We start from the raw sequence: 15721 nt of genomic DNA on the forward strand, positions 1-15721 counted from the left end.
GGGTGGGGGTGGGGGCGGAGCCGCGCAGCTTCTCCGCGATATGCGCGCTCAGGTGTGTCGGCGTCGGGTAGTCGAACACCAACGTCGAGCTCAACCGCAACCCGGTGGCCGAGTTCAGCCGGTTGCGCAACTCGACGGCCGACAGCGAGTCGAAGCCGATGTCACTGAACGCCCGCGACGGCGTGATCGCCGCCGGGCCGTCGTGGCCGAGCACGCCCGCGACCTCGGACCGCACCAGGTCGAGCACGGCCTCTGCCCGGTCGGCGGCCGACAGGGCGGCGAGCCGGCTGTCCATTGTGGACTCGGTCGACGCCGGTCCGGCCGCGGCCCGACGCGCCGGGGCGCGCACCAAGCCGCGCAGCACGTGCGGCAGGTCGGCCCGCAAGCGCAGGGCGGTACGGTCGATGCGGACCGGGACGAGGGCCGGTTCGGGGCGGGCGACAGCGGCGTCCAGCAGGCGCAGGTTCTCCCCCGGGCTCAGCACGTCGAGGCCGAGGCGGCGGATGCGGCCGATCGCGGCCGGGTCGAGGCCGGCCGCCATACCCGCGTCCGGCCACAGGCCCCAGGCCAGGGCCGTGGCCGGCAGGCCGTGGGCGCGCCGGTGGGTGGCGAGGGCGTCGAGGAAGACGTTGGCGGCGGCATAGTTGCCCTGGCCCGCGCCGTCGAGGAAGCCGGCGGTGGACGAGTACAGCACGAACGCGACGAGCTCGCGGTCGGCGGTCAGCTCGTGCAGGTGCCAAGCGCCGTCGACCTTGGGCGCGAGGACCGAGGCCAGCCGGTCTTCATCGAGGGTGGCGACCAGTCCGTCGTCGAGCACGCCCGCGGTGTGTACGACCGCGGTGAGATCGTCCACTGTGGAGAGAAGTTCGGCGAGCGCCGGGCGGTCGGCGGTGTCGCAGGCGGCGACGCGGACCCGCGCGCCCGCCGCCGCCAGCTCCTCGACAAGCACGTCCACGCCGGGCGCCGACCGGCCACGCCTGCTGGTCAGCAACAGGTCGCGCACGCCGTGCCCGGTCACCAGGTGCCGGGCCAGCAACGCGCCGAGCCCGCCGGTGCCGCCGGTGATCAGCACGGTGCCATCGACCGGCCACGGCGGCGATCCCGCGTCCCCGCTGACCGCGACGAGCCGGGGCACGCGGGCCTCGCCGTCGCGCAGGATCACCTCGGGCTCGCCCGAGGCCGCGGCGGCCGCGACCTCATCGAGCGGTGCCCGGTCGGTGTCGACGAGCACGAACCGCCCGGGGTGCTCGGCCTGTGCCGAGCGCACCAGGCCCCAGACGGGAGCGGCGGCCAGGTCGGTGATGTCCGGGCCCGCCGCGCCGGACGTCGCGATGACGAGGGTGGAGCGAGCGAACCGGTCGTCGGCGAGCCAGTCGCGCAGCAACGACAGCGTGTGGGAGGTCGTCTGCCGCACCGCGGCGGGCAGGTCTCCGGACGCGCCCGCCACCCGAGCGATCACGAGATCGGGCACGGTCTCGTCGACGCTGTCCCAGTCCGCCCACGTCCCGACCGGCGCCATGGCGGAAACCGGGACCCACTCGATCCGGTAGGGCAGGTCGGTCCGGGCGGCGGCGAGCCCGCCCGCGGCGACCTCGCGGAGCACGAACCCCCCGATCTCGGCGACCGGCGCACCCGCGGCGTCGGCCAGGCCGATGGCCACCGCGTCGGAGCCGGTCGCGGTGATCCGCACGCGCAGCGCCGACGCGCCGGTGGCGTGCAGGGCGACACCCGTCCAGGCGAACGGCAGCCGCGTCCGTCCGGGCATCCGCTCGGGACCGGCGAAGTCGGTGGCGTGCAGCACGGAGTCCAACAGGGCAGGGTGCAAGCCGTACGCGCCCGCGTCCGCGACCTCCTCCGGCAGCCTGACCTCGGCGAACACCTCACCGTCGCGACGCCAGACCGCCCGCAGGCCCCGGAACGCCGGTCCGTACTCGTAGCCATGGTCGACGATCTCGGTATACAGGCCGGACACGTCGAGCGGCTCGGCCCCCGCGGGCGGCCACTGGCTCGCCCACGCGGTGTCCGCCGACGCGCCCGCGAAAGGCCCGAGCGTACCGGTGGCGTGGCACACCCAGGCCGCGTCATCCACGCGCGAGTGCACGTCGACCGCGCGCCGCCCCGTGCTGTCCGGCGGCCCGACGACGATCTGGACCGCGACGCCGCCGGACGGGGGCAGCGCCAGCGGAGTCTGCAGCGTCAGCTCCTCCAGCGCGGGGCAGTCGATTTCCTCGCCCGCGCGCAGGGCCAGCTCGACGAACGCGGTGCCCGCCAGCAGGGGCACCCCCGAGATCACATGGTCGGCAAGCCACGGGTGCGACCGCGTGGAGAGTCGCCCGGTCAGCACGACACCGCCGTCGCCACCGAGCGGCACGACCGCGCCCAGCAGGGGGTGGCCGGCGGCAACCTGCCCGACTCCGCTGACGTCGTCGAGAACGCGAGCACGCTCAAGCCAGAAGCGGCGCCGCTGAAACGGATACGTGGGCAGGTCTACCCGGCGCGCACCGGAGCGGGCGAAGTACGCGGACCAGTCGACGGCGACGCCCCGCACGTGCGCGGCGGCCACGGCGGTGACGACCTCGCGGGTCTCGTCGCGGTCCCGGCGCAGCGCGGCCAGGAACTCGCCGTCCGGCAGGCACTCCTTGCCCATCGCGGTGAGCACGGCGTCCGGGCCCAATTCCAGGAAGGTGCCGACGCCCAGCTCGCCAAGAGCCGCGGCGGCGTCGGCGAATCGGACGTTCGCACGCACGTGCTCGACCCAGTACTCCGGGGAGCACAGCTCGTCTGCCGTGGCGATGCGACCGGACACAGTGGACACGATCGGAATGGTCGGCGCCGAGTAGGTCAGCACCCGCGCGACCCGCAGGAACTCACCGAGAATCGGCTCCATCAGCGGCGAGTGGAACGCGTGGCTCACCCGCAGCCGCTTGGTCTTGCGGCCCTGCGCGCGCAGCGTCTCCTCGATCCGCAGCGCGGACTCCGCCGCCCCGGAGATCACGACGGCGTCTCGCCCGTTGACCGCCGCGATGCCGACGTCGGCCGCGTCGCCGAGCAGCGCGCGCACCTCGTCCTCGGTGGCGCGCACGGAGATCATCACCCCGCCCGATGGCAGCGCCTGCATGAGCCTGCCGCGCGCGGCGACCAGCGTGGCGGCGTCCGCCAGGGTCAGCACGCCCGCTACGTGCGCGGCGGCCAGTTCGCCGATGGAGTGGCCTGCCAGGTAGTCCGGGCGCATCCCCCAGGATTCGAGCAGCCGGTACAGCGCGACCTCAAGGGCGAACAGCGCGGGCTGGGCGTATCCGGTCTGGTCGAGCAGGAGCGCGTCAGGCGAGCCGGGCTCCGCCTCCAGCACGTCCCACAGCGACCGGTCCAACTGGATGTCCACCTGCGCGATGGCGTCGGAGAAGGCGTCGGCGAACACCGGGAACTCCGCGCACAGGGCCAGCCCCATGCCAAGGCGCTGGCTGCCCTGCCCGGTGAACAGCACGGCGAACCGGCCGCCGTCAGAGTCCCCGGCTACGGTGTCCGGCCCGTTTCCGCCGTCGGCGAGCAAGCGCAGCCCGCGGCCGAGCGTCTCGGCATCCTGACCGACCACGACGGCGCGGCTGCCGAGCCGGGCACGGGTGTCTGCCAGCGAGTACCCGACGTCCACCGGCCGCGCGCCGTCCTCCAGCACCGGCAGTAGCGACCCGGCCAGTTCGCGCAGGGCAGCGGGGTTCTTGGCCGAGAGCACCAGCGGGACCAGCGCCCGCGGCGTGGTGTCCGGCTCGACGGCGGCCTCGTCGACCGCAGGCGGCTCCTCGATGATGACGTGCGCGTTGGTCCCGCTGATGCCGAACGCGGAGACCGCGGCGCGGCGCGGACGTTCCGCGCGCTCCCACGGGATCTCCTCGGTGAGCAGCCGCACGTTGCCTGCCGACCAGTCCACGGCCGTGCTCGGTGCGTCGACGTGCAGGGTCTTCGGCAGGGTCTCCTGCCGCATCGCCATGATCATCTTGATCACGCTCGCCACGCCGCCTGCCGCCTGGGTGTGGCCAAGGTTGGACTTGACCGAGCCCAGCCACAGCGGGCGCTCCCGGTCCCGGCCGTAGGTGGCCAGGATGGCGGCGGCCTCGATCGGGTCGCCGAGCCGGGTGCCGGTGCCGTGCGCGTCCATCGCGTCGACATCGGCGGGCCGGTAACCGGCGTCAGCCAGCGCCGCACGGATCAGTTTGCGCTGAGCCCGCCCGCTGGGCGCGGTGAGCCCGTTGCTCGCGCCGTCCTGGTTGATCGACGATCCGCGCACGAGCGCGAGGACCGTGTGCCCGTTACGGCGTGCGTCAGAGAGGCGCTCGACGACAAGCAGGCCGATGCCCTCGGAGAAGCCGGTTCCATCGGCGGCCTCGGCGAACGCCTTGACCCGCCCATCCGGGGCCAGCCCGCGCTGCCTGCTGAACGCGGTGAACATGCCGGGGCTGCCCATCACGGCGACGCCACCCACCAGCGCGAGGTCGCACTCGTCGCGACGCAGCGACTGGGAAGCCAGGTGCAGGGAGACGATCGAGCCCGAGCAGGCCGTGTCGACGGTGACCGCGGGGCCTTCCAGTCCCAGCACGTAGGCGACGCGGCCGGAAACGACGCTCGGCGCGTTGCCTGTCATCAGGTAGCCGTCGAGCCCATCCGGGGCTTCGTGCACCCGTAGGCCGTACTCGTGCACCTCGGCGCCGATGAACACGCCGGTGCGGCTGCCGCGCAGCCCGGCCGGGTTGACACCCGCGCGCTCCAGCGCCTCCCACGAAGTTTCCAGCATGAGCCGCTGCTGCGGGTCCATCGCCAGCGCCTCACGCGGGCTGATGCCGAAGAAGTCCGCGTCGAACTCGGTGGAGTCGGCCAGGAACCCACCTTTGTCCACATAGGACTTGCCTGCGACGTCCGGGTCGCGGTCGAACATCGTATCGATGTCCCAGCCGCGGTCGTCGGGGAAATCCGACAGCACCTCGCCGCCATCCGCGACCAGCCGCCAGAGGTCCTCGGCGGAACGGATGCCGCCGGGGAAGCGGCAGGCGATCCCGACGATGGCGATCGGGTCGTCCTCGTCGGCCCCGGACCGCGGCGAGGCCATGTCGGGCCAATCCGTGTCCCCGTCTTCGCCAAGCAACTCAGCGCGCAGGTGCCCGGCCAGCTGGGCCGCGGTGGGGTAGTCGAACCCGACCGTGGGCGGCAGCGCGAGCCCGGTGGCCGCGCCGAGCCGGCGGTGCAGGTCGACCAGGATCAGCGAGTCAAGGCCGATATCGCGGAACGCCGCGTCCGGTCCGACCGCGGCGTCGGCGTCCGGGCGCACCTTGTGCAGCGCGGCGGTTGCCTGCTCGGTGACGATGTCCAGCAGGATTCGGATCTGCTCGGACACCGGCAGATCCGCGAGCCGGTGGACCAGCTCGGCCCGCCGGGCGGCTTCTGGGCTTCCGGACTCGCTCATCAACGCACTCCACGAAGGTTTCGGCGGTACAACGGACAGCACGGACCACTCCCCCGCACGGTATGGCCGGCCGCACACCGGCCCCACCCCTAGACGCCCTTAGGCCGGGTCGCGGGACTGGGGTGTGCGAATCCGGCGAACCGGCCGGGCACCGTGCTTACCCACATACTTACGGCGCGAATTCCCGGCGCGGGACACAAGGGACAGGGGACCGCTGGGTGGTCGTGAGTGTCATGTATGGCGACGGTTGCCGCAGGTCAAGCGCTCGGTTGCCCTGGCCGACGGGAGCCGTTACGTCCCTGAGCGTCCATTGTGGACACATTTCACTGACTGAATGTCCGATTGATAACGAAATGGGGGATTCTGCCAAGGGGTCGTGAGTGGGAAATGTCGTTCTAACGCTCATTGCCACTCACGACCCCTGCACGCAGCCGCGCAAAGCACCCAAATCGGGCACACGGATCCCGATCGGTGTCCCGTGTGGACAGTCGCACGCCGGGTCCGCTGCCGGTGACTTATCCGACTTGATCAAGCAGACCGGCGGCCACTGAAGACCCCCGCTCATGATCAACTCAAGCTGAGTGGCATTGCGTTCTAACGACCCGAAACACTCACGACCACCCAGCGGCCGCGTCGCGAAAGCCACTTTCAGGACATCTGACGTCGCGAAAGTGGCTTTCGCGACACACCTTGGCATCACGCCACCTTCGCCTTACCCCTCACTAGAACGCTCATTAACCCGGACCAGGGGCGCAACGGCCGGATACGGATTCACGGCGCGAATTTCCGGCGCGGGACATCAGCGGGGCAGCTCCGGCGTGCGGTCGCGGTGCAGCGCGGCGGGATCCCAGCCCGCCGTGTCGAACCGGTCGCGCACGTGGTTGAGGTTGGACAGCAGTCCCGACGACGACATCGAGCGCCTGCCCCCGCGCTCGACCAGATGTCCGATCGGCAGCGCGCCGGTCTCGGCCCAGCGCAGCCATCCCCGGTCGTCGATGACGGCTTGGGTGCGGCCCGCGTTGTCGGGGTGCAGACAGTACGGGATGTCGAGGAACCCGATACGGAACGCGGCGAGCAAAGCGCGACCGATGTCGTCGTCAAGGTCGAGCACCGCGTGCACGAGCGCACGCGCTTCCTGGTAGGTCTGGGAATCAAGGCTTTCCACCGCGTCCACCGGCCCTGGGGCGCGCTCTGCGATCAGCGCGGCGTACTCCAGCGCCTCGACGTTCTCGGCGAACGACGGGATTCTGGCCGACTCGACGGCGGTCTTGACGATCAGCCGTTCGGCTCCGGTGCGGCGGGCCAGCTCGACGGCCAGCCCAAGCAGCCGGAAGGCGCCATCCTCGGTCGTGGGGTAGACGCCCATATAGGTGTAGACCACGACATGCCAGCCCGGATACGGCAGCAGGTCGCGGCACAACCGGCGCAGCGCCAGAACGGCTTCGGTGTCCTGGTCCATGTCGGTCTGCTGGGCGTAGCTGACCGACACCGATCGCACGCCGTGCTGTTGGAAGAACAGCGCCTCCAGCACGCTCATCGCGACGAGCTGGCTGGGCGGGCAGAGCTGGCCGAGCATGCAGCCGCCGAAGGTCTCCAGGTGCGGACGGAGCCCGGTTTGCCCTATCGCCGCGAGAAACTGGCAGCAGCGCGCCCAGTTGGCCACCGCCTCGGCCAGCGGGACGCGGCCGTACGGCAGGCAGTACGAGACCGGGCCCCCCTCGGTGGCGGCCAGGCCGACGGCGGCCATCGCGGCGAAGATATCCAGCGGGGCCGCGGACCCGTGCCGCACCTGGACCGGGAAGTCCAGGCCCAGCACGCCATTCAGCATCGCCGACGTCGTCGTCCGGTCGTGCCCGAGGATGGGATAGCCGTTGAGTGACTCGCCCTTGCGCAGCGCCATCGCCACGCTCTCGGTCGCGCCGACCCGGGTGTAGCTGTCGAGGGTGACGGTGCCGACCGTGTGCGCGGCGGCGCCCCGAGTGGCCAGCAGACCCGCGCGCATCCGCGCCGGGTCGCTGACCCCCATCCTCGGCTGGACGACGAGCCCTCCCGCCGCCGCCACCCGGAGCACGTGCTCACCGAAGTCGACCGATGCGGCGCTCGGCGGGCGGACGCTCATACCCAGGCCCCGACTCCGTCCGGCAGCCAGGCGGCGGGGCGCGGGATCGCACCGACGAACCGGCGGAACTCGCCCGCGTCCGCGCCTTCCTGGAACACCATGTCGAACCCGGCGGCCATCAGCTCGCGGACCTGGGCGTCGTCCAGCCCGGCCGCGATGCCCAGCTTGCCGCCGATCACCACGGGCGTGGCACGCAGCCGGGCACACCCACGTAGCTGCTTGATCACCCGCAGGCCGTCCTGATGGCCGTGGCCGTTGACACTGCTGATCACGACCAGCACGGGCTGAATCTCCCGGCAGTGCTCGGCCAAGAGCTCATCGGGCACGCACGGGCCGAGGTTGACCACATCGTAACCGAGCTCGCGGATGAGCAGCTCGAGGTACACCAGATTCCAGGTGTGCGAATCCGATGCCGTGCTACTCACCACCACGGTGCCCAGGCTCGCCGCCGCGACGGCCGAGCCGCGGACCACAGTGGACTGAAAATCGCTGTCACGCACGCTGAAAATCCTCCATGGGGTGTCAGCTACTGGCGGGCGCTGGGGCCGTCGCCGAACACGTACACCCGCTCGTGTTCGATCCGGGACACCGACACAACGTCGCCGCCGCGGATCAGCACCTCGGCCGGGGCGGGCCTGCCGAGGAACATCAGCAGGCTCGCGGTCGGGCCGTAGGCGCCGGTGTTGGGGATGACGACCAGGTCGTCCGGGCCGAGGTCGGGCACGGCGACATCGCGGCCGAGCACGTCGCCCGGTGTGCACAGTGGACCGACCAGGGACGCCCTGCCGTCGGCGCCGTCGGTGACCGCGACGCTGACCGGCAGCAGCCTGCCGAGCCCGGACATGCCGCCGAAGGTGTTGATCCCCGCGTCGAGGATCACGTACCCGCGGCCTCTGCTCATCTTGACGTTGGCCACCCGCGTCACCAGCACTCCGCTGCCGCCGGCCAGGTAGCGGCCGGACTCGCAGGCGATCGTCGGATCGCCATCGCGCCAGCGCGGGAAGTGGGTGTCCAGGGCGGCGGCCAGTTCGCCGCGCAGCTTCGGATACCCGCCGCGCGGACCTGGTTGTCCATAAGGGACAGTGAAGCCGCCACCGATGTCCAGCAGCCGCAGCGGGATGCCGTGCTGGTCGCGCAGATGTGCGGCCAGCTCGATGGTGTGCCGGAACTCCCCGACGAGGTTCTCCTCGTCCTGGGCGTTGCTCAGCGGGAAGAAGTGCATCCCGGCGATCTCGACGCCCTTGACGGCGCGCAGCGCGGGTAGCACCTCGCCCAGCACCTCGCTGTCGAAGCCGAACTGCGACGGCGTTCCGGTCATCCGGATGCCCGTCGTCGCGCTCGCGGTGGCACTGTTGATCCGCAGCAGGCACTCGGCGACGACGCCGAGGTCGGTGGCCACCTCGCCGACCCGCCGCACGTCGGTCACCGAGTCTGTGGAGAAGGTTCGCACGCCCTGGGTCAGCGCCGTGCGCAGTTCCTCTACGGTCTTGCCGGGGCCGGTGTAGAGGATGTCCGCCGCAGGGACGCCGGCGGCCAGCGCATTGGCCAGCTCGCCGGTCGAACTGATCTCCGCGCGGCAGACCTTTCCTGCTCCCGCGCCGCCCTCTTCCGAGCACAACGCCTTGACCAGCCCGGGGTGCGGGTTCGCCTTGAGCGCGTAGTAGACCTCCACCTCGCTGGGGAGCGCGTCGAACAGCTGTCGGCGGGCGGCGCGCACGTCGTCGAGGTCGTAGACGTACAAGGGCGTGCCGAACCGCTCGGCGAGCGCGGTGTGGTCGATCACCGGGAGCCTCCGTAGAACATTTCCTCCAAGGCCTGGCGCGAGTTCTTGCCGTGCTGGGTGAGCGGGACCTCGTCGACGACGTGACAGCGCGCGGGCACCTTCTGCGGCTCCAGCCGCTGGGCCAGCTCCTTGAGCACCACGTGCGGCTCGAGGTCGCCCGCGACCACGACGGCGAGGTCGCGGTCGCCTGCGGGCGGCAGCGCGGCGGCCGCGCTCACACCCGCGATGTCCATCGCGGCGCCCTCGATCTCCAGCGTGCTCATCCGGATTCCCTTGCGCTTGAACATGTCGTCCCGCCTTCCCGCGAAGTACAGGTAGCCGTCGGCATCGAGGTAGCCGTAGTCGCCGGTGTGCAGCCGGGTACCCGCGCCGCCCGGATCGGGTCGGAACACCCGAGCGGTCGCCTCCGGATCACGCCAGTACCCGCCCGTCACGTGCGGGCCGGTGACGACGATCTCGCCGATCTCGCCGACCGGCAGCTCCCCGCCGTCCGCGCCGAGGATCAGCACCCGGGTCCCGGACAGCGGCCTGCCCACCGACAGCGAGCGGTCCTGGTCCTCGTCCACCGGCATCACCGAGATCCGCTTACACTCGGTCTGCCCGAACTGGCGCACGACGCGCACCCCGGGAAAGCACTCCCGCAGGGCGTCGATCGTCGCCGCGGGCAACGCCGCCCCGGTGTTGGTGATCAGCCGGACCGGCGGCAGGTCGGTCTCCCGGCGCGCGAGCGTGGCGATCATCGTGCCGAGTGACGGGACGATCGGCACCACGGTGGCCCGGGTCTCGCGCATGCGCCTGAGCAGCGCCAGATCGGACTCCTCGCCCGCGAGGACGATCTCGCATCGCACGGCGCACGTCATCAGGACCTTGTTGAGCCCGTAGTCCCAGGACAGCGGGAACCGGCAGAACACGACGTCGCTGTCGCGGTAGCCGAGTTCGACCGCCAGCGTGCGGCTGGCGAACACAACCTGCGCGTGCGGGAGGATGACCGCCTTCGGCGTGGCCGTGCTGCCGGAGGTGTACACCAACGCGGCCACCGCGGCCGGAGCGATATCCGCATCCGGCACTCGCCTGCCGACCAGGCTTTCGACCTCCGCCCACATCTCCTCCGCCGCGCACGCGCGGGCCGGATCGGGCAGCCCCGCCACTGCGTCGGCGGGGACGAGCACGACCGCGGGCTCGGCGTTGGCGAGCACCGTGGTCAAGTGAAACAGCTTCATCGCCGGGTTGAGCGGGACGAACACCGCGCCGCACCGCAGGACGCCGAAGAACAGGGCCACCAGGTGCCGGGTGGTCGCCAACCGCGCGACCACCCGGTCACCGGGGCGGACACCCCGCGCGCGCAGCCACACCGCGATGGCGTGGCTGTGCGCGTCGAGTTCCCGGTAACTCCAGGTGCCGGTCGCATCGGTGATGGCGGGAACGTCCGGCGACTCGGACACCGCCGCGTCGAGCAGGTGGTGGACGAGTTCGCCCGGGCAGGTCGGGTTCGGCTGGATACGCACGAGAAACTCCCTGATCAGGACGAAATGTGAAGGTTCATCGCCAGTTATGAACGCTAGTCTCAGACGCTTGTTCAGCCCACCCCTACGTTCCCCTACCCGGAATGCGGCTTTCGAGGCGGGATCCACCCCCCCGCCTTGACCGCCATACCCGCGTCGACCCGCAGCTGCATGCCTGTGACGTGCCGGGATTCGTCGCCAGCCAGGAACAGCACGGCGTGCGAGACGTCCTCGGGCGAGACCCAGGCGACCGGCTGGGCGTGCATGCCCGTCAGCACCGGGACGATGTCGTCGGCCGTCGGGGTCTCCAGGTCCGGGCGGAACGCGCCGAACATGGAGTCGTTGAGCAGCATGTCGGTGGCGACATTGGTCGGGTGTACCGCGTTGATCCGCATGCCGCGCGAGGCCAGTTCCACGGCCAACGTGCTCACGTAGTCGACCAGCGCGCGCTTGGCGAACTTGTACGCGACAAAGCCCGGACCCGCGCCGGAGTCCTCGGGCGTGCGCGGCATCAGGCCCGCTCCCGAGCCGACCACCACGACGCTCGCGCCATCGCCGAGGTGCGGCAACGCGGCGTGCACCGTATTGAAAACACCACCCAGGTTGATGTCGACGGTATCGGCGAACGCCGTCATCGGCCGGTGCGCGCCCATCGGCAGAATCCCGGCGTTGGCGACGACGGCGTGCAGTCCGCCCAGTTCGGTGACCGCATCGGCGATAGCGGCCGCAAGCGCGGCGCGGTCGCGCACGTCGACCTGCGCGGTGACCGCGTTGCGGCCCGCGTTGCGTACCAAGCGTTCGGTCTCAGCCAGGTCGTCCATAGTGGCCATCGGATAGCCGGCGGACTCGATGTCGGCGCACACGTCCAGCGCGATGACGTCGGCGCCTTCCTCGGCCAACCGCGCCGCGTGGCTACGGCCCTGCCCGCGTGCCGCCCCGGTGACGACGACGACTTTGCCGGTCATGCGACCCATGTTCGGCTCCAAAGGGGTTGTGGGGGTCAGATCGGATATAACTACCGTGCGAATGGGCCACGAGTGAGCCCTGGACGACCCCTACACCTGCGGCGCGAACCGCAGCATCGGAATCTATACCAACGTACTAGACTTACGTCATATACAATCGTATACTTGCCCTGTGTTACTGGCAGGCGTAAAACCAAGAGCCTTAAGCGGGCTGCAAGACCCGACGGTCGCATCAAGTCGCGACGAGGAGGAGTTCGTGAGCGTGCACGCGGTCGCAGGGGTGACTGCCAAGGTGCTGCCGGATGGCAGACTGCGACTGCGCTCCCGGCGGACCGGGGTCGTCGTGCACTGTCCGCCCCGCCAAGCGGCCATGTGGATCGCACTGAGCCAGCACAACGGCGACCAGACCGCCGCCGCGGACATGCTGGCCGGCATCTGGGAAGTCGACCCGGCCGCCATGCGAGCCGACTTCCACCTGTGGATCGACGAGATGCGTTCGGCGGGCCTGCTCGAAGAGCTGTAGGGGCCGAGCCCGCCTGCTTCACGCCGAGTCGATCGCCACCAGCGGCAGGTCCGCGGGTAGGTCCGCGCGCCGGTTGACGTTGAGCTTGCGATAGACGCGCGTCAGATGCTGCTCGACCGTGCTCACCGTGACGAACAGCTTCTGGCTGATATCGCGGTTGGTGTAGCCGCCCGCGGCCAGCGTCGCCACCCTGCGCTCCGCCTCGCTCAGCGTGGCGAAGGTGTCGGGCTCCTCCACCAGCGTGGGCTCGTCGGCGGGTAACACCTTCTCGCACAGCCACTCCGCGAAGCAGCTCTTGGCCACCTGCTTCGCGCGCCGAGCCGTCAGCCGGGCCCTGGTCGAGTCGCCGAGGGCGTGCTGGGCGCGACCGAGTTCGGCCAGCGCCAAGGCAAGCTCCAACTGGGCGCCGGTCTCCTGCAGCTTCGCGATCGCCTCGCCAAGCACAGCCGGCCGCCGGGGCAGATTGCACGTGCCCGCCAGCACCCGAAGCGACACCCCGGCCACCCGGAGCGACTTGCCTCCGGGACGGTCGAGCTGAGCACTGAGCAGCTCGCGGGCCTTGTTCGGCTGGTTCATCGCCAGATGCGCCTGGGCGGCGTCGCTACGCCACGGCAGGAACTCAGGCAGGTCAAGGCCCCAGCCCGCACACAGGTCACCGCAGGCCTGGAAGTCGGCAAGCGCGGCGTGCAGCCGATTGCTGGCCAGGTAGTAGTAACCGCGGCCGCGCAGGTACTGCCCCCAAAACGGAGCGTCCATCATGGACTCCGCCACTGGCTGCTTCACCAGGCGGTCGGCTTCGTCGAGCTTGCCCATCCCGGTGGTGGCGAGCATCAGCGTGGACATCGGCGAGCCGATCGCCACACCCCAGCTGTCCGGCGACATCGTCTGCAGGGCGTCGCGGGCGAAGCGCTCGGCGGCCGCCAGGTCGCCACGGCGCAGCGCGATGTGCGCGCGGATGTCGGCCAGCGCCGCGATCCAGGGTTTGGCCAGCAGGGTGCGCGCCTCGGCATCGAGCACGGAGCACCAGTGCAGAGCCCGGTTGGTGCGGTCGCCGTGCACCAGGGTCAGGAGCGCGGCGAGCACGGACTCCAGCATCGTGTCGGTAACCGAGCAGCACAGCAGCACCTGCTCGGCCTTGTCCAACACCTCGTTGGACGCGCCGTGGACCATGATGTCGGTCAGCCGCAGCCCGCGCCTGGTCCGCCGCATCGCGGTTGGCGCACTCCGCGCACTGTCCTGAAGGGGCTCCGGGAAGCGCACCGGGTGGGAGAAGCTCAGCCACTGCCGGGTGAAGTACAGCTCGGCCTCCGACCGAGGGTCGCTGGCGTGCTCCGCCAGCCGGTCGACGATTGCCGACCGGCGCACGCCGCGATCGTCGCCGCGCCACAGCAGGTAGTTCGACAGGACGATGGCGTCCCGGTCGCCAAGGTGTCCCGCGTCCAGCGCGTCGTGCAGCGGATCAAGCAGGCGGTTGATGGCCGAGGGGTTGGTCAGCCAGCGCACCCGGACCAGCAGCGCGACCGTGGCCGCCCGATCGCGGTCCCCCGACGGCGACCGCAGCGCCAGCTCCAGGCACGCGGTCGCGTCGACCAGCGCATGCCCGCCAAGGGCCTCGAGCGCGGCGGCGCGCAGCACCGCGGCGGCCCACGTCGCGCCCCCCGGGTCCCCGGCGGCGAGCAGCTGGGCGGCGATCTCTCTGCTGGGCGCGCCCTCCTCGTGCAGGAGCTGGGCGGCCGCGAGGTGCAGTCCTGCCCGCCCCTCGAGAGCGAGGTCGTCGCGGATGGCCGCGGGAACGGCAGGGTGCCGGAAGCGGCCGTCGTCGAGCAGTCCGGTCGCCGACAGTTCGTCGAGCACCTGGTCGACCACGACGGGCTCGATGTCCAGCAGCCGCGCGACAACCGACGCAGGCGTGTTGTCGCCGAGCAGCGCGAGCCCGCGCGCGACGGCGAGGTGCTCGGGCGCCCAGCGGTGCAGACAGCTCAGCACAACCGCGATGACCGCAGTACCGACCTGGACCGGCTCGTCCTCATCCACCGGGGCGGCCCCGGATTCGATCAGGTCGTCGATAAGCGCGTGCAGCAGCACCGGGCTGCCGCCGGTGAGCCGGTGGCAGCGCGGAGCCAACTCGGCCGCCTCGCGATCCGGCACCCGGTCTCGCAGCAGTTCGGCGACGCCGGACTCCGACAGTGTCGACAGCCGAACCTGGCGTAACCACGGGGCCTTGGTCAGCTCGGCATGGAAGCGCGGGTGCGCGACCCGGCGGCACCGCACCTCGGAGAGCACGATCAGCACCGGCGCGGTCGCGATCCGCCGCTGCAGGTACAGCAGCACGTCCAGACTCGGGCTGTCCGCCTCGTGCAGGTCGTCCACGATAAGCACCAGTGGTTGTGCCGCAGCCAGTTCGAGCACGACCTCCGCCAGGTCGCGAGCGGGCGCCATGAGGTCGGACTCGGCACGGCCGAGCAGCTCATCGATCCGGCCTCGCCACCCTGCGGGCAGTGCGCCCGATCCGAACAGCTGTCTGATTACTCCCAGGCCGAAGTGGCGCTCACTGCGGCCGCAGGTCGCGGTCAACACGAGAGCCTGGTCCCCCGCGTGCGCCCCGAATGCCGCCAACAGCTCGCTTCTACCCGCGCCGCCCGGTCCACTAACCAGGACGACCCGTCCCTCTCCGCGATCGGCGGCAGCTAAGCCCCCGACCAGCGTATCCCATTCCGCCTCACGTTCGATCAGACCCATCCCCAGCACGCTCTCAATCAGGTGTCGCCGCCTGTAGGTCGTTCGGTGGCCCCCATATTTGTCCGCATCGGTCGGAAACGGACCAGCCCCCGTAAGGACGAATGTACCCAAGGACGATTCAAAGGTCTACCACTGTCCAGGCAAATTCACATCCGCCTTCAGCCCGCCCCGCACACTCCGCGTAGCCCAAACCGTCGTACCAGGCCAACGTGGGTAGCGACGCGCAAACGTCCAGTAGACACCAGCTGTTAACCAGGTGGGACGAATCGGACGAAGCCGCGTGACTCCTTTAAAAAACTACCTTTATCTTTCCGCAAGGTCAGCAGTGCCGGAACAAATCAAAGGAGGGCTTGTAAAATGGTTCGGAAACGCACTCGAATATCGCGACACGATTTCGATCTACTTCAGTCACGCCAGATATCGGATTCGGCTGCCGGCGCATGCCGTGCGCCGCTCGATCGGCTCCCGACCCCCAGGAGAGCGGACTGTGACGGACGTCTGATCAGGGGCGACGCCCGCAGACGTCGATTAACACGATGGGGTTAGTTCGACACTCACAGCTAAGGGAGTGTGTTTTTGTCCGACGATATAAAAGTACTCCTGAGCTGGAAAGATGAGGATTTCGGGCTCCTTTGGCC

The 15721-nt window shown here is 70.5% G+C and carries 8 protein-coding genes; 1 reads left to right on the forward strand and 7 read right to left on the reverse strand.

All coding sequences use genetic code 11. The features are described from left to right. The 6 genes from DL991_RS04460 to DL991_RS04485 all read right to left on the reverse strand — a co-directional run. The coding region (locus DL991_RS04460; RefSeq protein ID WP_125781228.1) for a type I polyketide synthase at nt 1-5452 on the reverse strand (5452 nt) is incomplete at its 3' end. Between the two features lie 799 nt (nt 5453-6251). Next, nucleotides 6252-7571: a methylaspartate mutase gene (locus tag DL991_RS04465; protein WP_125781230.1), complete on the reverse strand. Its 1320-nt coding sequence runs from the start codon at nt 7569-7571 to the stop codon at nt 6252-6254. Beyond that, on the reverse strand, nt 7568-8071 hold the full coding sequence (locus tag DL991_RS04470; protein ID WP_233598661.1) for a cobalamin B12-binding domain-containing protein: 504 nt from the start codon (nt 8069-8071) through the stop codon (nt 7568-7570). The genes DL991_RS04465 and DL991_RS04470 overlap by 4 nt, the downstream gene beginning before the upstream one ends. Nucleotides 8072-8097: 26 nt before the next feature. Next, a complete protein-coding gene (locus DL991_RS04475) occupies nt 8098-9354 on the reverse strand; it encodes a type III PLP-dependent enzyme (RefSeq protein WP_125781232.1) in 1257 nt (418 codons plus the stop codon). Beyond that, nucleotides 9351-10859: an AMP-binding protein gene (locus DL991_RS04480; RefSeq protein ID WP_199753823.1), complete on the reverse strand. Its 1509-nt coding sequence runs from the start codon at nt 10857-10859 to the stop codon at nt 9351-9353. The genes DL991_RS04475 and DL991_RS04480 overlap by 4 nt, the downstream gene beginning before the upstream one ends. A gap of 92 nt (nt 10860-10951) precedes the next feature. Next, on the reverse strand, nt 10952-11821 hold the full coding sequence (locus DL991_RS04485; RefSeq protein WP_233598662.1) for a mycofactocin-coupled SDR family oxidoreductase: 870 nt from the start codon (nt 11819-11821) through the stop codon (nt 10952-10954). 256 nt (nt 11822-12077) lie between these two features. Between DL991_RS04485 and DL991_RS04490 the strand changes: the two genes are divergently transcribed. Next, on the forward strand, nt 12078-12344 hold the full coding sequence (locus DL991_RS04490; RefSeq protein WP_125781236.1) for a PqqD family protein: 267 nt from the start codon (nt 12078-12080) through the stop codon (nt 12342-12344). Nucleotides 12345-12362: 18 nt separating this feature from the next. On the opposite strand, the gene DL991_RS04495 is transcribed toward DL991_RS04490, so the two are convergent. After that, complete coding sequence (locus DL991_RS04495; RefSeq protein ID WP_125781238.1) at nt 12363-15083, reverse strand: LuxR family transcriptional regulator; 2721 nt, start codon at nt 15081-15083, stop codon at nt 12363-12365. Nucleotides 15084-15721: the final 638 nt, after the last annotated feature.

This window comes from Amycolatopsis sp. WAC 01375, from assembly GCF_003947325.1.
Lineage (GTDB): Bacteria > Actinomycetota > Actinomycetes > Mycobacteriales > Pseudonocardiaceae > Amycolatopsis.

What these genes read in the sequence shown, in the direction of transcription:
- DL991_RS04465 (WP_125781230.1), bottom strand. Translation starts at nt 7,571, where the DNA reads ATGAGCGTCCGCCCGCCGAGCGCCGCATCGGTCGACTTCGGTGAGCAC.
- DL991_RS04495 (WP_125781238.1), bottom strand. Translation starts at nt 15,083, where the DNA reads ATGGGTCTGATCGAACGTGAGGCGGAATGGGATACGCTGGTCGGGGGC.
- DL991_RS04485 (WP_233598662.1), bottom strand. Translation starts at nt 11,821, where the DNA reads ATGACCGGCAAAGTCGTCGTCGTCACCGGGGCGGCACGCGGGCAGGGC.